The following is a 22,633-nucleotide window of genomic DNA, read 5'->3' as shown; positions in this document are numbered from 1 at the left end:
CGACAAGCGGTGACGGCGCGCGGGCGCCCCCTGGAACGACCGGAACGGCAGGCAGCACGTGCCCCACTCCTCGATCGAGGTCAATGCCTCGACAGCGCGCTTCTTCACGATCATCACCGGCATGCCCTGGCCGGAGGTGAAGGAGGGAGACCTGCGCGAGGTGCGGGACGCCTACGAGCGGTTGGCTCAGGAACTGCCCGAACTGCACGACCTGATCGCCAAGGTGGCGAAGCACTGCAAGGACCAGTTCGAGGGCGAGGCCGCCACGAAGTTCGCCTGGCAGCTGAACTCGTTCATCGGCAAGGCCGGCGGGAACGGGGAGGACTACGTGTCGGCGGCGGCCAAGACCGCCAAGGCGCTGGCGGACTGCGCCGGCGACGTGGCCAACTCGGTCGAGTACACCAAGTGGATGGCGATCGCCCAGCTGGTGCAGCTGATGATCGAGATCGCGCTGGCGATCTTCTGGGCGCCGTTCAGCTTCGGCGCCAGCCTGTCCGGGCTGGTGCTCAGGAAGCTGCTCACCAAGGTCGCGCTCCAGGCGCTGATGAAGTACCTGCTCAAGACCATCGCGATGCACACGTTCTCGGGCATCGTGGGTGGTCTGCTGATGGACGGCATCATCCAGAACCTCCAGATCGGGCAGGGCAACCGCGACCACATCGACAAGGAGTACACCAAGCAGGCGCTCCTCTTCGGCGTCATCGGCGGTGTGCTCGGCGGCCCGCTGGAACTCTTCGGGCTGGGGCTCGGCAAGCTGCTCGGGAAGCTGCTCGGCAAGAGCGGCGGCCGGCTGCTGGCCGACCAGCTGAGCAACTACCTGGTGCACGGCGACATCCAGGGCCTCAAGGCCCTGCTGGAGTCGGCCACCAAGGCGGCCGAGAAGGACGCGTTGAAGGGGCCGCTGGGTTCGGTGGGCAAGGGGCTCGCGAAGTCGGGGGAGAAGGTCGCGGGAGAGACCTTCACCAAGGCCGAGGCCAAGGCCTTCGCGCGCGAGCTCGGCAGCCTGATGGAGGCGGCCACCGAGCAACTGCAGCACGGCTTCGGGAAGAAGGGGACCGACGCCCTCTCCGGGATGTTCGTCAAGGAGATGGAGAAGGTCTTCACGAAGCACCTCGGCAAGGAACTCGGCGGGGCCGCGGCCGCCAAGGCGCTCGGCAAGGAGTTCGGCGAGGCCTTCGCCTCCAAGTGGGGGGCCAAGGGCGCGGAGCGGCTCGAAGGCGTCAAGGGCGCGCTCGAAGGGGCCCTCTCGCACGAGAGCGCGGAGAAGCTCTCCGCGCGCCAGGTGAAGATGCTGACCCAGGAACTGCCCGCGCTCGCCGAGCAGATGGGGAGCGGGAACAGGGCCTACGGCCTCGGGGTGGCGGTCGGCGGGTACATCCAGGCCGGTGTGCAGAACGTCCTCACCGAGGGCTTCTACAACCTCATCTTCGGGGAGAACCACGAGTTCACCGTCACCGGGGGAAGCTTCCTCGGCGGGATGCTGACCGGCATGATGGGCCACGTCATGCACGTCGGCGCCGGCCCGCTGATGCACAGGTACGTCGACTGGGTCCAGACGACCCAGAACGCGGCGGTGGAAGCCGGGGCGTCCTCGCACTTCCCGCTCTACCACCCGATCAACTTCGCCGCCCTGGCCTGCCTCGCGTCCGGCAAGGTGGTGCCGTTCCCGGTGCCCCGGATGGGGCACAGCCATGACTTCGAGGCCGCCAGCCTGCGGCACATCAACTCGCTGGAGGACGTGGCCGAGAACATCGGGCACGCCTCGGGGCTCAAGATCAACTCCCCGAAGGCCGACCCGGAGGTCGCCGAGTGGATGCAGTCGCTGCTGCAGTACGCGGACTTCGTGGCCGACGAGCGCTCCGCGCACGAGCCGGTGGGCCTGGCCGGCCTGCACTTCCTCGGTGACCTCGGCAGCCTCGACGCCCCCGCCACGCCTCCGCCGGCGCGGCCGTCGCGGACCTCCAGCACGGACGAGCACCTGGCGCCGAACGCCAAGCCGGCCACCTCGACCACCGCCGGGCCGGCCACCACCCCGCCCGTCCGGGTGCAGTCGCACGACGACCCGGCGACCGGCCCGAAGCCGGACGCGCCGAGGTCCGAGACGCCGAGGTCCGAGACGCCGAAGCAGGACGCCCCGAAGACCGGTGCGCCCGGCAGGCCGACCCCCCGGACCACCCAGTCCGTCACCGACCTGCCGCCGGTCCAGCCCAACCGGACCGAGGAGTCGAACCAGCACACGCCGCAGCAGACGCAGCAGACCGCCACGGCGACGACCGCCCCCGCGAACGGCACCGTCGGCAGGCCGGCGCCCGTCCCCACCGCCTCCTCCGACCACCCGGGTCCGAACCCTGCGCCGCCCACCACGCCGCGCCCGCCGGCGGGCACCGACCCCAACGGGCGCCACCCGGCGCAGGAGCCGCGCACCGGGACCGAGCGGCCGACCGAGAGCATCGCGTCGATCCTGCTGGGCCAGGACACCGGCCGGCCCGGCCGCACCCAGGGCGACGAGCCGCCGACGACGCCCCAGTTGCTGACCGACGACCCCGGCCAGACCCCGAAGTCCGGGAAGCCGCAGGCGGACACCGCGCGGGACTCGACGACCGAGCTGCCGCCGCTGACCCCGCGGGCGCCCACCCGGTCCACCGAATCCACCGAATCCGCCGAGCTCGCCGGCCAGTCGGCCGTGACGCCGCCGCTCACGCCGGTCGACCACCCCGTGGTGCCCGGGGACAGCACCGACCCGCTGACGCCCACGGTGGTCCCGCCGCACGGTGGCGAGGACCAGAACGTCGTGCCCGTGCCGCCCGGCTCGTACCTGGCGGCGGACTACACCTCGGCGGACGTCCGGCGGCCCGCCGGGACCCAGGACACCACCGTGGCAAAGCCGTTCGAGGCGCGGCGCGGCACCCTGCCGGACGGCACCCGGGCGACCGAACTCGTCCTGCGGACGCACCTGGACGCCTCCGCGCTCCCGGCGGGCTCCGAGCCGGCCGTGGAGGCCGTGCGCGGGCGCGCCCTGACCGCCGTGGCGGACGCCTACAACAACGGCCACAAGCTGCCGGACGGCAGCGTGCTGCGGGTCCGGGTCGAGTTCGTCGACGCGCCCGACGCCGCCCACCACACGGTGAAGCTGCACGCCGGCACCGTCCGCCAGGACGGGGCCAACTGGGGCCTGCGGGTGAGCCGCGACGTGCTCGCCCACGAGCTCGGCCACGCCCTCGGCCTGCGGGACGACCACCGTGAGACGCACGGTGAGACCGCCCCCGGTGCGCGCCGGAGCGTGCAGGGACCGGTCACGCGCGGGCTGCGTGAGGTGGGCACCGCCGTCGACGGCGCCTTCACCCCGGTGACCGGGCCGGAGGGCGCCGCTCCCGCACCGCGCCCCACCGTCGCGCCCCAGGTCCGCGACGCCGCGCTGTACGGGCCGGACGGCCGTCTGCTGACGCCCGCCCTCCGGGAGGCCGGCCCGGGCGGGACGTACCACGAGAACCCCAACCGCACCCTGCGGCTGGAGACGACGACGGGCGACGCCGTGCAGGAGCGGACGCTCTTCCCGGCGCACTGGACGGCGGACGAGGCCGTGTACGCGGCCGAGCAGGCCCACCTCGACGCCGTGAGTCGGGGGCTGCCGCCGACCGCCCGCCGGTGGGTGGGCGAGTACGCGGGGGTGCGGTTCAGCGGGGAGCAGCGCGACGGCCTGATCACCTCCTTCCAGCCCTCGGGGAACCAGGAGGGGCTGACCGCTCCGGCCTACGCACCGGACCGGCCCGCACCGGCGCACGCCGCAGGGCTCGGCCGCGGCTCCGACTACGGGGACCGGCGGACCATGACCGGCGTCCACCACAACGTCGATCCCTGGGCGGCGAACGCGAACGGCCTCCAGGTCGCCCCCGTGGACCCGGCGACCCTGCACGCCAACGGCACCGCCCGCGGGGAGGTCTGGTTCCTGGACCCGGCCCTGCCGACGGACTCGCCGCTGGCCGAGCTCCCGAGCCGCTGGCACCGCCCGGCCGACGGGCCGGCGCCGATGCGCTACCCGGAGCACTGGACGGCCGAGCAGACCGGGTGGGCGGCGCAGGACGCTGCCGCCGGCCCGACGCGGCGGGTGCCGCTGGCCGACGGCCGGACGGAGCACTGGGTCGGCGAGGCCTACGGCGTCCGGATCGAGGGACTCAGCCGGGACGGCCGGATCCTCGTCCACCGGCCGGCCGGGACGCAGCCGAACCCGCGCGCCCCTTACGGCCGCTGGGACGCGGCCGGCGAGGTCGGCGGCTCGGCGCCCGTCACCGTCAGGCTGGGGGTGGGGCAGAACGCCCCGGTGACCCTGCGGCGGGTCCTGTTCGACAGCGGCCAGGAGGGCATCCAGCTCACCGCGCGGATCCATCTGGAGGCGGACGGCGCGATGACGCCCGCCCAGGTGACCGAGGCACGACAGCGACTCCAGACACAGGCCGACGAGTACATCGCCCAGCAGTTCCCCGACGAGGTCCTGCTCGACCTGCGGCTGGAGTTCACGGACAGCCCGGACGGCAGCCACTCCAGCCACCCGGTCACCGCCGGTACGGCGCCCGAGCTGCGCAACCACCTCGCCCCCCTGCTGGAGGCGGGTGGTCAGCACACTCTGATGTTCATGGCGGAGCGCTCCGCCCCGAACTTGGCGGCCCTGGACGGCCTCCGGGTGGGCGCCCTCCCGGAGCCGGTGCCCGGCAGCCTGCGCGAGCCCGGCACGGTCCACCCGGGCGAGCCGCTGCCCCGGACCACGGACGCCATGACGCCGCTGCTGCCCGGCCTGCGGAAGTCCTTCACCGAGGAGGCCTGGGACAAGCCGCACCGGGGGCTTCCGCCGGAGTGGACCGCCGAGGAGGCCCGGTTCGCGGCCGACCAGGTCGCGCGGTCCACGCTGGGCGGTCGGCCGGACCTCCTGGCCACCGGAGCGGTGGCCCCGCCGGTGCGCCTGAGGACCATCGCGGGCGTCGAGATCGGCGTTCAGGTGGTGAACGGCCGGATCACCGACTTCTGGGGCGTCCGCACGGACGACGGGACCTCGCGGCACACCGTGGAGACCGGCCCGCGCCGCGTCCTCGCCACCGCCGAGGTCCGCCCGCCGGTGGACGCCTTCGAACGCGGGCTGTCGGGCCGCCGCTGGCAGTCCTTCGAGGCCGCGCGCGTCGGACTCCCCGACGGGGACACCCAGACCGTGCTGACGCTGCGGCTGCACCTGGACACCTCGGGGCTGGAGTCCACGGCCGGAGCGGGTCTGGACGAGCCCACCCGTACCGGGCTGGCCGAGCTGCGGGACAGGGCGAGGCGCGGCGTCGGCGAGCAGTTCAACCGGGACCAGCGGCTCCCCAACGGCGATCTGCTGCGGGTCCAGGTGGAGTTCGTGGACCACGCGGAGGAGGCCCATCACACCGCCGTCATCCACCGCAGCAGCGAGCGGGAGTCCCTGACGGAGTGGAGCCTCGGCACCGACGAGCGGACGCTCGCCCACGAGCTCGGCCACGCGCTGGGCCTGCCCGACGAGTACCGCGAGGCCCGGTTCGGCCCGCGGGCCGTGTACGAGGACGGCGCACTCATGGCCTCCAACGAGCTGAACCGGTCCGGTCTGTTCTCGGTGGACCAGGACCACCAGCTCGTCGTCGACGGCCAACGGGCCCCGCTCGGCCTGCCGCCGCGCTACCTGCGGGACCTCGGTGCCGTCGTCGACTCGGCGCTCGACGTGCCGGTCCGGCCGCAGACCCCCGGCGGACCGCCGCCGCGGGCGGGCTTCGACGAGCAGGCCCGCCGTACGGCGCTGTACGGCGGCGAGGACGGCACCGGCGGCCACCTGTACCCGGGCCCGGGATCGGACCGGCCCCGCCCGGAGCGGGCGAACGAGCCGGTGAACCGCAACGGCACCTTCCGGATCGAGACCCCGCCCGTCGAGCCGCCGCGGGTGGTCACCAGCGCGTCGGCCGGCGATCTCGCGGTGACGCCCCGTCCGGCGCCCGCCGACGGGCCGCAGGGCGGCAAGCGGACGATGTTCCCCGAGCACTGGACGGCGGACGACGCCGTGTACGCGGCCGAGCAGGCCTACCACACGGCCCGCCGCACCGGCCGGGTCACCGAGAACGGTGCCGCGTACCACTGGGTCGGCGAGTACGGCGGCGTGCGGATCGAGGGCGAACTGACCAACGGTCACTTCGGCACCTTCCGGCCCTCCGAGGACCAGACCGGGCTGGTCACCCCGACCCACGAGCCGATGCGACCCGCGAACCGGGTCTTCGGTCTGGGCACGGAGGTGCACACCCGCTTCGGCGACCGGCAGACCCTCACCGGCGTCCACCACGCACCGACCCCGGCGGCCGCCCAGGTCCACGGCATCAAGGTGGAGCGGTCGTCGTCCCCGGCCCACGACAACGGCACCTACCGGGCGGACGTCTGGTTCCTCGACCCGACCGTGGCCCCCGGCTCCCCGATGGAGAACTTCCCGTCACGCTGGCACCGCCGCGCCGACGGCGAGACGCACACGCTGTACCCCGAGAACTGGTCGCCGGGCGACGTCCTGGACGCCGCCCGGGACGCGTACGCGGCGCGGAGCAGCTCCCGGCGCACGGACTCCGGTGCGGTGCACTGGGTGGGCGAGGCACGCGGTGTGCGGATCGAGGGGATCACCCGGGACGGGCTCCACCTGGTCCACCGGCCGACCACCGAGCAGCCGCTCACCCACTGGCGCCAGGAGAGTGTGGTCGAGCTGTCCGCGCCGACCTCCGTGAGGGTCGGCGCCGGCGGCCACGAGGTGACCGTCCGGCACGCCCGGTTCGACAGCGGGCAGGAGGGCATCGAACTCACCGCCAAGGTGCACCTGAGCTTCGAGGAGGGCATGCGGCCCGGCCCGGTCGCGGAGTTCCCGAAGGCGCTCCAGAAGGCCACCGACGCCTACGTCCGCGCACAGCGGACGGCGGGCGATCCGCCGGTGAAGCTGAGGATCGAGTTCACCGAGAACACCCAGGACACCCACTTCAGGGCCACGGTCCGCAGCGACACCGACCCGGACGTCCTCGACCTGCGGACGTTCCTGCCCGAGTTGACCGACGCCCCGACCCCCTTCCCGGAGCTGGTCCGCTCGCTCGGTGACGGCGCCCCGGGGGCCGGCTGGACGGACAGCGGGCCCCCGCGCCCGGTGGCGCCCCCGCTGCGCGAGCCCGGTACACCCGGGACGGGTGAACGCCCGCCCACCGTCAGCCGGATGACGGAGGCGGAGCCGTTCCTCACACGGGCCTTCGCCGCGTCGCTCGCCCCGGACGCCGGCCGCGGCCTGCCCCGCGAGTGGACCCCGGCCGAAGCCAGGTACGCGGCGGCCAACGCGACCCTGGTCTCCAGCCGGGTGGATCCGGACAACCCGAACCAGCGGATCACCGAGCGCCGGTACGGCGGGATCGGGATGGAGATCCGGACCGAGGGCGGCCGGATCGTGGACTTCAGCGGTCTGCCGGACCAGACGTTCCCGCCCCAGCGCACCCACCCCCTTCCCGAGCCGAGCGGCGCGCCGCTGACGTCCTCCTCTTCCTCCTCCTCTTCCTCGTCGTCGGCGGCTGCCGTTCCGCACGCGGCTCCAGACCCGGCAACCGAGCTGCGGCCGGGTCACACCTCGGCCGAGGTCACGCCGGCCGGCGGTCCACAGCGCCGGTTCGAGCTGCGGAGGGGCACCTTGCGGCAGGGCGGGGAGGACGCCACGGTCCTCGTCCTGCGGACCCACCTGGACCGCTCGGTCCTGCCGACCCACGACGCGCAGGGCCGGCCGGTCGACCGGACGGCCGCGGTGAACGCGCTGGAGGCGCGGGTCAGGGCCGGGGCCGAGCAGTTCAGCACCGGCCACCGGCTGCCCGACGGCAGCCTGCTGCGGGTACGGGTGGAGTTCGTGGAGAACGCGGCCGACGCCCACCGCACGGTGCGCCTGCACGACGGCAGCGCCCGTCAGAACGACCGGAACTGGCACCTGGGGATCTCCCAGGAGGAGCTGGTCCACCAGCTGGGCCGCGCCTTCGACCTGCCGGTCGAGGTGCACACGGGCGGCGGAGCGGGCCGGGTCGTCCCGGCGCTGACACCGGAGCGGCTGAACGCGCTGGGCGGCGTCGCGGACCAGGTGTCTGGCGGGCCCTTCCGGACCGACTCCTCCCCCCTGCCGACCAGGGCGGTGTTCGACGAGGCGGTCCGCACCAGGGCGCTGACCGGAGGCCCCGGGACGGCGGGCCACCTGCCGGCCGGCCTCCATCCGGAGGCGATCGGCCCGGACCGGGTGATGTGGCGCCACGCCAACGGCACCGTGCTGGTCCGGACGGAGACGGGCGGGGAGAGCACCCTGTTCCCGGCCCGCTGGACCGCCGAGGGCGCGGTGTACGCGGCCGAGCAGGCGTACCTCCACGCACGCCGCAACGGCGGGGTCGAGGATACCGAGACCGGCCGCCACTGGCAGGGCGAGTACGCGGGCGTCCGGATCGAGGGCGAGCTGGACGGCGCGGGCGGGTTCGTCTCGTTCCGCCCGTCCGCCGACCAGGACGGCCTGACGGCGGCCGGGTTCTCCCCGGACCTGCCCACCCACGGCGGCGGCCTGCCGGGTGCGGGGCGCCGGGGCGTGCGGTTCTCGGACGGGATGGAGGAGACCGACTACGGCGCCCGTCAGGCGGATGTCCGGGAGCTCGACCCGGCCGTGGCCCCGGGCGCGCCGTTGGCGCAGTTCCCGTCACGCTGGCAGCGGTCGCCGGACCCGCGCGGGCACCTGCTCTACCCCGAGCACTGGACGCCCGAGCAGGCCGCCCATGCGGCCGCCACGGTGGCGGCCGACCCCCAGACCCTCCGCGTCGGCCTGAGGGACGGCCGGACCCGCTGGCTCGGCGGCTTCGACGAGCTGCCGATCGCCGGGATCTCGCAGGACGGCCGGGTCGTGGCGCACGGACCGGCCGAGGACCGGCCCGACCCCAACCCGTACTGGAGGCAGAGCCGCGAGCTCTTCCTGTCGGACGAGAGGGAGGTGCGGTTCCAGGGCCAGGCCATGGGCGGACGGTGGCTCCTCCGCGACAGCGGCCACGAGGTCCACCTGGTCACCCTCAGGATCCAGCTGAGGCCGGCCGTCGGGATGACGCCCGAGCAGGTCCACCAGGTGCAGGAGCAGCTGGCCCGCCGGGCCGGCCGGCACTTCGACGACTACCGTGGTCGCTCGAACCCCGACGACCCCTTCGAGAACCGGCGCCTGGCGCTGTCGCTGGAGTTCACCACGGACCCGCGGGACGCCGACTGGAGCACCGCCGTCCACCCCGGGGACGGCCCGAACCTCACCGACCTCCTGCCGCAGGCGCTCCGGCCGGAGCGGGCCGCCGAGCTGGTCGACGCCGTGTCCGACGCCACCCGTCGCGCGCGGAGGGACATGAACCCCGACTTCGCGCCACTGCTCCGCCTGCGCGACCCCGCCGAGGACCACGAGGCGTCGCTCGACACCGTCGTTGTGCCGCCCCCGGCCCCGGAGCGCGTCCTGGGCCCGTTCGCCCCCACCGCCCGGGACAACGGCGGCTTCGGCCTGCCTCCGGAGTGGACACGTGACGAGGCCCGCCACGCCGCCCACCAGGTCTTCCAGGATCTTCGGGGCAGCGGCCGGGGCCGCCCGCAACCGGAGATCCTCACCGGTGAGTTCGCCGGTGTCGGCCTCAGGCTGCTGGTCGACCGCGGGATGATCACGGACTTCTGGGCCGCGCCCGGCCAGCGCCTCGGCGACCAGGCCTTGGCGGCCCCGGCGCCGGCGCCCGTGCGGGTGCTGGCCACGGCGGAGGTCCGGCCGCCCACCGATCCGTTCCTCGCCGGCCTGCAGGCCCAGTTCATCCAGTCCTACGAGGCCCGGCGGGTGGCGGAGCCCGGCGGGGACACCAGGACCGTCCTGACCGTCCGGATCCACCCGCGCCCGATCGACCTGGGGACGAGCCCGACAGAGATCGCGCGGAACCTCGACCGGATGCTGCTCACCGCCGAGGCGGGCGTCCGGGACGTCTTCGACCAGGGCCAGCGGCTGCCCAACGGAGACCTGCTGGAGGTCGCGGTCCAGTTCGTCGACCGTCCGGAGGACGCCCACCACGTCGTCGACGTCCAGCTCGACCAGACGCAGGAGGACGCGCAGAGCTGGGGCGTGCACTCCGCCCCGAGGGTGATCGGCCACGAGGTGGGCCACCTGCTCGGCCTCGGGGACGAGTACCGGCGTGCGGAGGCCGGCCCCCGGCCGGTCTACCCGGAGCCCGGCCTCATGACCGCTCCCACGCTCGACCAGCGCGGCCGGGTCTGGTACGACGCGGACCACCCCCTCATGGAGCACGACAGGACCGCCAACCCCCCGGTGGCGCTGCGGCCCCACAACCTGGACGAGCTGGGCGCGGTGCTCGACCGGGCCTTCGGGACCGCCCCCCGGCAGCCCGACCCCGGCGAGCTCCCGGCCCGGGCGTCCTTCGGTGAGGACACCCGGCGGGCCGCGCTCCACGACGGGCCGGACGGCCGGGGCGGGCACCTGGCCCCGCCGGCGGCCTCCGAGCGTCCCCGGCCGGAGCCGTTGCCCAGGACCCTCAACCACAACGGCACCTACCTGGTGGCAGGCGCCGAGGTCCCCGGCGACCGGCTGGCGGGCGCGCCGGACGCGCGCCTCGATTCCCGGTCGCTGCGGATGATGTTCCCCGAGCACTGGACGGCCGACGACGCGGTGTACGCGGCGAAGCAGGCCTACCTGGACGCCCGCCGGACCGGTGGCGTCACCGAGACCGGCCCCGTCTCGTACCGCTGGACCGGCGAGTACGCCGGGGTGCGCATCGAGGGCGAGATCCGGGGGGACGACTTCACCTCGTTCCGGCCCTCGCTCGACCAGAGCGGGCTCGACACACCGCCCTGGCTGCCGCCCAGGGAGGCGCAGCTCTTCGGCCACCGGGTCGAGGACCTGGCCCGCTACGGCGACCGGCACACCCTCACCGGCGTCCACCACCACGGGCGGCGTATGACGCCCGCCGACCACGGCCTGCGCATCGACCCGCCCCAGCCGGCGAACGCCAACGGCACCTACCGGGCGACCGTCTGGTACCTGGACCCGGCGGTCTCGCCGCACGCGCCGCTGAGCGACTTCCCGTCCCGGCAGTACCGCCGCGCCGACGAGCCGAGCCAGATGTTCTACCCCAGGGAATGGGGGCCCGAGCAGCTCCTCGACCAGGTGGACCAGGCCTACCGGGCCAGGCTGCACGAGACGGAGCTGGCCGACGGGAGCCTGCACTGGATCGGGACGTCCCAGGGCGTCCGGATCGAGGGCATCTTCCGCGACGGTCAGCACCTCGCCCACCGGCCGACCACCTGGCAGCCGTTCCGCCACGGTGACGGCGGCAGGGTGGTGACCACCTTCGTGGCGCACCCGTTGCAGCAGGACGGTGACCACATCGGCGTCACCTTCCGCCGCGACCTGCTCGGCAACGGCGAGTTGCGCAGCGAGCTGGTCGTCCAGGTGCGGGCGGGCGAGACGACTCCCGAGCAGCGGAGGGCGCTCCAGGGGATCGCGGACACCTACACCCGGCAGTCGCTCCAGCCCGGCGACCCGTCGGTCCGGGTGAGGCTCGACTTCGTCCGGCCCGAGGCTGTCACTCCGGGGCTCCCACCACTGTCGCCGGCCATCGATTTCGTATTCGAGACGAATCTCCGTTCGCGCCTCTGGAACCTCCGCGGGCTCGTCACCGAACTCGACGGAGCGCATCCGGTCACCTGGGCCCACCGCCTCCACCTGGACGACGTGGCGCCGGCGGCGCCGCTGCGCCCGCCGGTGACCCCCGGCACCGGTGAGCGCCCGCAGACCGTGACCCGGCTGGAGACGGACGCACGCCTGGACGCGGGCGCCGGGCCGGCCATCGCGGCGGGTCTCGCCGCCGGTGCGGGCCGCGGCCTGCCCCCCGAGTGGACGGTCGTGGAACAGCGCCACGCGGCGCGGAGGGTCGCGGACCTGGCCGGGGTCGCCCCGGGCTCGTCGGAGACCGTCGTCGGGCGCTTCGCCGGTGCCGAGCTCCGGGTCGAGCTGACGAACGGTGAGATCACCGACTTCCACGGGACGCCGGACCAGGTCTTCGAGCCCCAGCACCGGCCCCGCCCCCGCGCGGAGCGGCCGGACCTGCAGATGCTGCACGCGCCGGCGCCGGTCGCGCACACCGCGGCGCAGCACGCGGCCGCGCCCGACCCGAGGTCGGCGCTGCTGACCGGCCACGCGTCGGTCGAGATCCCGCTGGTGCCGCAGCCCGGCCACCTGGCGGCAGCCGCGCCCGGTGCCGGCCCGCAGCGGCCGTTCGAGGTGCGGCGCGGCACCCTGGGCGAGGGCGGGGAGGAGGCCACCGTCCTCGTCCTGCGCACCCACCTGGACGTGTCGGCCGCGCAGCCGTGGGAGCGCGCCGGCTGGAACCGCACGGCGGAGGACCTGAAGGTCACGGCCAGGGAGGCCGCAGAGGCCTTCAACACCGGCCACCGGCTGCCCGACGGCCGGGTGCTTCGTGTTCGAATCGAGTTCGTCGACGCCCCCGGAACCGCTCATCACACCGTCCGGCTGAACCCCACGACGGCGGCCGGCGACGAGGCCTCCTGGGGTGTGACGACCTCGCGGGAGACGATGGTCCACCACCTGGGGCGCCTGCTCGGCCTGCCGGTGGAGAACCACCTGGCCGGCGGCACCGACCGGGCCGTCCCCGTCCCGTCCGCGGAGCGGCTGCGCGAGCTGGGGGCCGAGGTCGACCAGGCGTTCGGCCTGCCCGCCGGAGCCGGCCACGGGGCCGAAAACCCGCCGGCCAGGGCGACGTTCGGAGCGGACGTCCGGAGGGAGGTGCTGCGCGAAGCGGCCCTGGGCGAGGTGGTCCACCGCCATGCCAACGGCACCTTGCAGACCCGGAGCGACGAGGCCGGCGCGGGCCGGGAGCACACCCGCTTCCCGGCGCACTGGACCGAGGAGCGGGCCGTGTACGCGGCCGAGCAGGCCTACCTCGACGCCCGCCGCAACGGCGGAGTCGTCGGGACGGGGACCGGTCACCACTGGCAGGGCGAGTACGCCGGTGTCCGGATCGAGGGCGAGCTGGGGGAGAACGGCGAGTTCCTCTCCTTCCGTCCCTCCGCCGACCAGCGGGGCCTGACGCCGCCACCGTACGAGGTGCTCCGCCCCGCGCCCCGCACCGCCGGGGAACCGACGGTCCGTCGGGGCTGGTGGAGTTCCGCCGAGATCCACACCCGTCCCACGCCCGAGGAACTGCAGGCCAGGGGCGTGGACCTGGTGGATCTTCCTCCGGCGAACGTGCACGATTTCCAACGCGTGCGCGTGTGGACGCTGGACGAGGCCGTGGAGCCGGGGGCGCCGATGGCCGCCTTCGGCTCCCGTTGGCACACGTCGGCCGACGACCGTGGGCACCTGCTCTACCCGGAGTGGGTCCCGCCCGAGATCATGGCGGAGGTGGCCCAGCAGGCCTTCGAGAGCCGGAGCAGGGAGCTGTCCACGGACGGTGGCCGCACCGTCCGGTGGCTGGGGGACTACATCAGCCTGATGCCGGTCGTGGGCATCTCCCGGGACGGCCGGATCGTGGCCCACGGCCCGGCGGAGACGACGCCGCACGCCCCGTACGACCGCTGGGACCCGCGCGGCGTGGCGGACCGCTCCGAGCCGGCGGACGTGGCGGTCGGCGCACTGACCCTGACCGGTCGGCGCCACCTGCTCGACAGCGGCCAGGAGGCCGTCCGGTTCTCCGTCAAGGTCCACCTGCAGGGGGAGGCGGGGGCGACGCCCCAGCAGTTGGCCGGGGCCAGGGACCAGCTGCGACGGCAGGCCGACGATCATGTCGTCGTCCGGGCCGACGGCCGGCTGGTGACCGTGGATCTGGAGTTCACCGAGGATCCGGCCGCCGCCCAGCTGACCCGCACCGTTTCGGCCGACACCCTCCTGGTGCTGCTGGCCGACCACCTGCCGGCGGAGCTCGTCGCCGACGGGCCGGGCCTGACCGCCGCGCTGGACCGGCTCACCGAGCAGGCGCCACGGCTGGCCACGCGAGAAGACCTCCCGCTGCTCCACCTGCGCGAGCCGGGCTTGCCGGCTGCCGACGAGCCGGTGCCCGCCCTGCTCGACGGGTTCGGGGGGACCGTCGAGGGCGACCGGTTGTTGTTCAGCGGGCCGGCCTGGGAGTCCCGTCGCGGCCTGCCGGCGGAATGGACGGCGGACGAGGTCCGCCGGGCCGCCGCCGACATCTACCGCGCCCGCAGGGACCTTCTCGACCAGGGCCACTACCCACTGGCGGGCGACGTGGTCGGCGGTCCGGGCGCCGACGGCAGGCCGCCGGTCGTGCTCCGTGACGAGTTCGCCGGCGTCCGGATCAACGTGCGCCACGAGAACGGGCTCATCACGGACGTCTGGGGCGAGCCCGGACAGCGGTTCGGGCAACGGCTGTTCGATTCTTCGCCCGAGCCGGTGCGATTGCTGGCCACGGCCGCCATCCAGGAGCGCACGGGGTTGCGCTTCGAGGCCCGACGGGTCGCCTTGCCCGATGGCGACACGCAGACCGTCCTGTCGGTGAATCTGCACCTCAGGGTGGGGCAGGAGGCGGACCCGAACGCGGAGCCCTACGCGACGGAGCTGCCGCTCCTTCGGGGCCGGGTCGAGGAGGCGGTCAGCCAGGCTTTCGACCGGGGCCAGCGGCTGCCCAACGGGGACCTGCTGAAGGTCGAGGTCCGCTTCGCCGACCGCCCGTCGGAGGCCGCCCACACGATCACGGTGCGGCAGCCCCACGAACGCCGGCAGCCGGGTGACTGGGGACTGCACGATCCGTGGTCCGTCCAGGCTCAGAAGATCGGCTACATGATCGGCCTGGACGACGAGCGCCGTGCCGCGTCGGTGGGCCCGCGGCCGGTGTACGCGGACGCCGGGCTGATGGGAGGCGGCTTCAAGGACACCGTCGGCCGCTACGCGGTCGACTGGGACTACCGGACGCTGCAGAGCGAGGAGTTCGGCGGCGCGAACCAGCTGATGCCACGCAACCTGATCCAGCTGGGTGAGGTGCTCGACCGGGCCTTCGGGACGACCCCGCGGAAGCCGAACGGGTTCGAGCCGCCGGAGCGGGCGGTGTTCCCCGAGGCCGTGCGGCGGGCCGCGCTCTTCGACGGCCCGGACGGCCGGGGCGGGCACCTGACCCCGCCGGCGGCCTCCGAGCGGCGCCGCCTGTCGCCGTTGCCGCGTGACATCAACCGCGAGGGCCCGAACCTCGGCGAGGAACGTGACGTCAACCCCAATGGCGCGCTCCTCGGCGAGAACGGTGCGGTCAACCGCAACGGCACGTTCCTCGCCGACGCCGGTGAGGCGCCGGGCGGCCGGGTGGCGGACGACACGGCCCTCTCGGGGCCCGGGCGGGTCCGGATGATGTTCCCCGAGCACTGGACGGCCGACGACGCGGTGTACGCGGCGCAGCAGGCCTACCTGCACGCCCGCCGGACCGGCGATGTCACCGAGACCGGGCCGGTCTCGTACCGCTGGACCGGCGAGTACGCCGGGGTGCGGATCGAGGGTGAGATCCGGGGAGCCGACTTCACCTCGTTCCGGCCCTCGCGCGACCAGAGCGGGCTCGACACGCCTGCCTACGTGCCGTGGAGCGCCACCGACGGGTTGTTCGGGCAGCGGGTGTCGGACGTCGTCCGCTACGGCGACCGGCAGACCTTCACGGGCGCCCACCACCCGCCGGAGGCCGGGGTCGCCGAGAAGCACGGTCTCCGGGTCGATCCGCCGGTACACGGTGGCCGGCACCCCAACGGCACCTACCAGGGGAGGGTCTGGTTCCTGGATCCCGTGATCTCCCCGTCCTCGCCGGCGTCCCGGTTCCCGACCCGCTGGCAGAGCCGGGCGGACGGGGAAGCGCACACGTTCTACCCGAAGCACTGGACGTCCGAGCGGCTTCTCGCCGCGGTGGAGCGTGCTGCCGAGACGCCGGAGCACAGCTTCGTGCGCGCCGACGGGAGCACCTACTGGGTCGGTGCCGCAGAGGGCGTCCGGATCGAGGGCGTCACCAGGAACGGGCAGCACGTCGTCCATCGCCCGGCCGGTCTGCAGTACGAGCAGGGCAGTTGGGACCGGGATGCCGTGGAGGCGCGCACGCCGCGGCACGTGGAGGGGATCGGAGCGGACAACGACCGCGAGGTCGCCGTGCAGCGGGTCCGCTTCAACAACGCCGAGTTCGGCGTCGAGTTCGTCGTTCCGGTCCGGCTGCGGTTCGACGGACTCGATGCGGGCGAACAGTCGGCCTACGTGCGGCGGGTGCAGCTCGCCGCGAACGCCTACGCCGAGAACCACGGGGTGCCGGGCTTCAGCCTGACCCGGATCACCGTCCGACTTGTCGGGTCACCGGAGGGTGCGCACTCCGACACCCGGATCACGCCGGAGAACCATGAGGCCGACATCGATCTGACGACCTTGCTTCCGGACTTCACCGGCCTGGCCGACGGGGACCTCGCCGAGCTGGCGGCCAGGGCGCCGAGCACGCGGTGGCTGCCCGAGCCCCAGGTGCGGATGTCGGATCTGATCGAGCCCGGGACCAGTCGGCGGCCGCAGGTCCAGACCCAGGTGACGCCGCAGGAAATGAGCCTGATCGAGCCGGCGTTCGTCCCTGAGTTCGTCTCGCGCGAGGGGCATCTGCCGGGCGGTTGGACGGCCCACGACGCCATGTACGCGGTGACGAAGGGGACGACGGAACCCGAACGGGTGCTCCCGGGCGACCCGGACCGGGTGACCGGCCGGGTGACGTTCGAGAACGTCGCCATGACGTACGTGCGCCGGATGGACGACTGGCTGATCATCGACGTCCGCCCGGAGACCGGGATCGACGGGAAGGCCGTTGAGCCGCCGCCCGGTGTCGCGGTGCGGCCGTTCGTCCCGAAGGCCGGTGGGTCCTGGCACGTGATGGGCGCTCCGGACCTGGTACGGCCGGACGCCTGGCCGGCCGGCGGGCACACGACCGACCGCAACGGCGTGGTGCGCGTTCACGAGTGGTCGCCGGTCCCGGGGGTCGAGCCGGGATCGGCCGAGGCGGGCCTGCCGTCCAATCTCCGCCGGGCCGAGGACGCGCCGAGCAAGGGCACGTACTATCCGCGGGACTGGACGGCGCAGAGCACCGAACAGCGGGTTCAGGAGGCCTTCGGGAACCGTTCCCGTGAAGACCGCCTGCCGGACCGCGCGCTGTACTGGGCCGACGGCCCGGAGGGTCCGGTGCCCGCCGAGCTTCCCCAGGGCCGGGCCGTGCACTGGGTGGGCGAGGTCGACGGGGTACGGATCGAGGGCGTCGCGGTGGACGACCGGGTGGTCGTCCACAGCCCGGCGGCCGACCAGTGGTCCGGGGCGTGGCCCGCGGACCGCATGGTTCGGGAGGGCGCGTCCGGGCCCGTGGCCGACGGCATGTTCGAGGTGCCGCTGCGCGCTCGGCGGGTGCTGTTCGAGAACGGTCGGGAGGGTCTGGAGGTGTCCCCCCGGATCCGACTGGCGCAGGACGCCGGGACGGACGCGGCTGCCGTTGACGCGGTGAAGCGCCAACTGCAGGAGCAGGCCGACCACCTGGTCGCCATGGCCGGGAACCGCGGGGACACGCTGTTCCGGCTGCGGCTGGAGTTCCTCGACGTGCCCGGCGACGGCGATGCCGATGTCGTCGTCGGAGGCGGCCGGGGTCCGAGGACTTTGGAGGAGATCGTGCCGTCCCTGTGGGACAGGACGATCGGTGACCTCGACGGACTTCGGGCGGACTTGCGGACCGACGCACCGGAACTCCCGCCCGGGGCGTGGACCCCGGCCCCGGCGCACGACATCGGCGGCCGGTTCCACCCCGGAGTCGACGCCGCGACGCGACGCGGCCTGCCCGAGGACTGGGCACCGGAGACGAGGGAGTACGCCGCCCACTGGGTCATGACGCACAGCGAGGGCCTGCCGGACCACGCGATGCCGGCCAGGGGTGAGCGGGGCTACGAGGTACCGGTCGAGGGCACTCCTGGCCATGCGACCCCGGCCGCCGACACCCCGGTCGCGATGGTTCACCGCGGCACCTTCGGTGGTGTCCGGCTCAACGTGCTGGTCAGGGACGGTCTGATCACCGACTTCTGGGGCGAGCCACTCGCACGACGGGTCTCCGCCGCCGAGGACCTGGGGAACCGTCTGACAACGGTGGGGCCGCCGGAGGTCGAGTTCGTCCGGGGGATGCAGACCCGCCACGGGCAGCGGTTCGAGGTCCATCGGGTCGACCTGCCCGACGGTGACCGCGAGACCGTGCTGACGATGCGGCTCCACCTGGACACCAGCCCCCTGGATCTGCGGAACCCGGAGGTCCGCAAGGCGCTGGACGCGATGAAGGGGCGGGCCGCGGAGGGCGTCGACCGGGCGTACAACCTCGGCCAGCGGCTGCCCAACGGCGACCAGTTGCGGATCCGGGTCGAGTTCCTCGACACGGCCGGGCCGCGTGCCCAGACCATCGTGATCAACCCCGAGCCGGGGCGCGCGCACCACGTGGCGTGGCACCTGGGCCTTGAGTCGTACGTCCTCGCGCACGAACTCGGCCACCACCTCGGGCTCCCCGACGAGTACCGCGAGGCGAAGCCCGGCTGGGGCCACCGCGCGGTGTACCCGGACGGCGGTCTGATGGGAGGCCAGACCGTGATCCGCGGCGGCCGCTTCGACGTCGAGAGCGACAACCCCTACGGGTGGCCGGAGCGCCGCGCGGCCGACCAGGTCCTTCAGCCGCGCAATCTGCGGCAGCTGGGGACGGGGATCGACCGGGTCCTCGGCCGGCCCGAGGCGGGTTTCACGGCCGACGGGCTGCCGACGCGGGTCGGCCTGCGCGGCGAGGTCATCGAGACCGCGCTGCGCGGCAACCCGGACGGCCGGGGCGGGCACCTGTATCCGCTGCCGGGCTCGGGTCGGCCGCGGCAGGCCGAGGTGGCCGGGTCGCTGAACCGCAACGGCACCTTCCAGGTGGAGAGCACGACCGCCGAGCGGGCGACGCACAGCGGTCGGCTGGCGGGCGACATCGAGGTGCCCGGCCCCGGCCGGACGACGCGGACGATGTTCCCGAAGCACTGGACGACGGAGCAGGCCGTGTACGCGGCCGAGCAGGCGCACCTCGCCGCCCGGCGGGCCGGTGACGCCCAGCCGCTCGTCCCCTCGGCGGGTGCCGGGCTGCTCGACGGCCCGCGCCCCGGTGAGCACCCGCTCAGTGCCCGCCGGACGGTGGGCATCGAGCGCTCGGGCGAGCTGACCTACCACTTCCTGGGTGAGTACGCCGGCGTGCGGATCGAGGGCGAGGTGCGGGGCGAGCAGATCGTCTCGTTCCGTCCCTCGACCTGGCAGGACGGGCTGGACAAGCCCGCGCACCTGCCCTGGCGTTCCACCGAGGGCGCGTTCGGCCAGGCGACCGAGGACCACGTCCGCTACGGCAACCGCCACACGCTCGACGGTGTGCACCACCAGCCGACGGCGGAGTCCGGCGAGTTCTTCGGCATTCGGGTCAACGAGCCGTGGATGAGGAACGACAACGGCACCTACCGGGCCGGGGTGTGGTTCCTCAAGCCGGGCATCAACCCGGACTCCCCCGAGGCCAGGCACCCGGACTCCTGGCGCCGGCGGGACGACTGGCAGGCCCACACGTTCTACCCCAGGAACTGGACGCCCTCCACGGTCGAGCACGCGGTCTCGGAGGCGTACGCGAACCGTCGTCAGCAGAGCCCGCCCGGTGCCGGGCCCGAGCACTGGATCGGCACGGCACTCGGCGTCCGGATCGAGGGGATCACCCTGGACGGCCGGCACCTCACCCACCGCCCGACCCTCGACCAACCGCACCGGTTGTGGAACGACTCCACCATCGTCGCGGAGTCGCCCCAGAACACCGTCTCGCTCGCGCCGGGCCGCCAAGGGAGGCTGCGCGCAGTCCAGTTCGCCGGCGACCAGACGGGGACCGAGCTGACCGTTCCGGTCCACCTGAGTCCGGACGAGGTGGCGACCGACCCAGCCGGGCTCCAGGCCAGGCTGCAGTACCAGGTGGACAGGTACCTCGGCCAGGGAGGTGACCTGGCGCGGCTTCGGCTGGCCTTCACCGACGACCCGGCGGCCGCGCACAGTCGTGGGGGGAATGCCGGGGATGTGGTGTCCTGGCTCGGACGCCTGGAGAGCCCGAACGCGAGCCGGAACGATGCTCGTGGCCTCATCTACGCCCTGACGTCGGACGTCTATGTCCTCTCGGAGCATCAGGGGCAGTTCCTCGGGGAGTACATCCACTCGCTGGCCGGGCAGCATCCTGTGGGGGCCCTTGTCCCGCTCCCGCGCGCCCCTCAGGCGGTCGAGGCGGCGCCACTTCGCGCGCCCGGTCTGCCCGGGACGGTCGAACCCCTGGTCATACACCCCGATCCGGAGGAGGTCGGGCCCGGGAACCCGCCGGCGGGGGACGGTCCGGAGGCGTCGCCGCCGGGGGGCGTGTACGACGAGCACATGGGCGGGATGGTGGACGGTCTGGCGAGTCTGCTGGCGGGGGACGGTCCGGAGGCGTCGCCGCCGGGGGGCGTGTACGACGAGCACATGGGCGGGATGGTGGACGGTCTGGCGAGTCTGCTGGCGGGGGACGGTCCGGAGGCGTCGCCGCCGGGGGGCGTGTACGACGAGCACATGGCCGGGATGGTGGACGGTCTGGCGAGTCTGCTGACGGGGGGCCCGGGGGACCTCCCGCAGCACTTCGCACCGGGCACCACGGACGGCGGCCCGCTGCACAGCGGCATCGTCGGGGCCGTGGGGCCGGACACCCTGTCGGTCGGCAATCCCGCCGGCGCCGGCGCCGGCGGCCCGGCCCGGGCCCGCACCGTTCCCCCCGCCGGCGGGGTCTGGCACCCCGCGACGAACCTCGACGGGACGCCGACCGAACCGGTGCGCCCCTCCGCCTGGCCGGCCGACAGCCACAGCACGGACCACAACGGTGTCGTGCGGGTGTACGACTGGTCGCCGGTCGACGGAGTCGCCCCGGGGTCGCCGGAGGCGGCCCTCCCGCAGAACCTGCGCCGGCCGGCGCAGGCCGCGGGCAGGGGGGCGTACTACCCGCGGGACTGGACGGCGCAGACCACCGCGCAGCATGCCGTCGAGGCGTTCGTCAACAGGTTCCGGACGGAGAACATGCCGGCGGACTCCCTGCACTGGGTGGAGGGGCCGCAGGGCCGACGCCTTGAGCAACTGCCCAACGGCACTGCCCAGTACTGGGTCGGTGAGGCGGGCGGTGTGCGGATCGAGGGCATCGCCGTCGACGGCCGGATCGTCCTGCACAGCCCGACCCTGCACCAGCCGCACGCGCCGCATGCCAGCTGGCCCGGTGAGGACCACGTGGCCCACGTCGGCGACGCCCACGTGCCGGTCGCCGTGGCCCTCGGACCACCGCTGACCGTCCGGCGGGTGCTGTTCGACAGCGGCCAGGAAGGCCTGGAGGTCACCGCCGAGTTCGAGCTGCGGCACCCCGGAGGCCTCGAACACCCTGAGGCCCAGGCGATGATGGAGCACCTGCAGGGGCTCGCCGACGCCTACGTCCAGGACGCCGCGCTCCGGTCGCCCGGTGCCCCGCCGGTCCGGCTCCGGCTGGAGTTCGACGACGTGTCGGAGGGCCGCCCGCGCATCGACATGCGGGAAGACACCGTGACCGGCTTCGACGAGCTGGCGCCCGCGTTGGCCATGGAGGTCGAGCAGGCCGGGCTGCACGGTCTGCTGGACCAGCTCGTCGACGGGATGCCGCCGCTGGACCCGGGGGCCCGGCTGCACGCCGTGTCGGTCCCGTCGCCGCACGACGGCACCGGGACCGGGCCGGGCGACGGCTGGGTCCACGGCCGGGCGGAGGACGTCGCGTCGTCGTTCGCGTCCGACCTCGCCACCGACGCCGGCCGGCGTCTGCCGCAGGACTGGCCGGCGGATGCGCGGCGGTATGCCGCGCACGTGGTCCGGACGAACAACGCGGGCACGCCCCTCGCCGACGCCGTCGGCGGGGCGGCGGTCCCGATGGTTCACCGCGGTTCCTTCGGCGGCCTCCGGATCAACGTCCGGACCGAGAACGGTCTGATCACCGACTTCTGGGGCGAGGCACACCACCGCAACGTCTCCGTCACGGAGGACCTGGGGCGGCCCCTCACCACCGTGGGACCGCCGGAGTGGGAGTTCGTCCGAGGACTGGAGGCGCGCGATGCCCAGGGGTTCGAGGTGCACCGGCGCGACCTGCCGGGAGGGGACCACGAGAGTGTGGTGACGGTCCGGCTCCACCTGGACACCCGCGGCCTCGACCTGAGGGATCCCGGAATCCGGCAGGCGCTGGACGAGCTCAGGGCCCGGATGGCGGAGGGCGTCGATCGGACCTACAACCTCGGTCAGCGGCTGCCCAACGGCGATCTGCTGAGGGTCCGGGCCCAACTCCTCGAAACCCCCGGTCCGGCCGCCCGGACCGTGGCGATCACCGCCAGGGACGGGCGTGAGCACCATCAGCAGTGGCACCTGGGCACCGACGCGACGACGCTCGCCCACGAGCTCGGGCACCATCTCGGGCTGCCCGACGAGTACGCCGAGGCGAGGCCCGGTCGTGGACGCCGCCCC

The 22,633-nt window shown here is 74.2% G+C and carries 1 protein-coding gene (cut by a window edge); it reads left to right on the top strand.

What is annotated here, in order from left to right; all coding sequences use genetic code 11:
* The first annotated feature begins 121 nt into the window (after positions 1–121).
* Positions 122–22,633, top strand: the 5' portion of a protein-coding gene (locus tag ACIP82_RS03340) for an EndoU domain-containing protein (protein WP_400650398.1). Its footprint extends 13,176 nt past the window's final position; 22,512 of the gene's 35,688 nt are visible here — the first part of the coding sequence; its start codon is at positions 122–124; its stop codon lies off the right edge, out of view.

Source organism: Kitasatospora sp. NPDC088548 (assembly GCF_044753005.1).
Classification (GTDB): Bacteria; Actinomycetota; Actinomycetes; order Streptomycetales; family Streptomycetaceae; genus Kitasatospora.
Note: the sequence above shows the minus strand (reverse complement) of the source record. Positions and strands in the feature narration are given on the sequence as shown.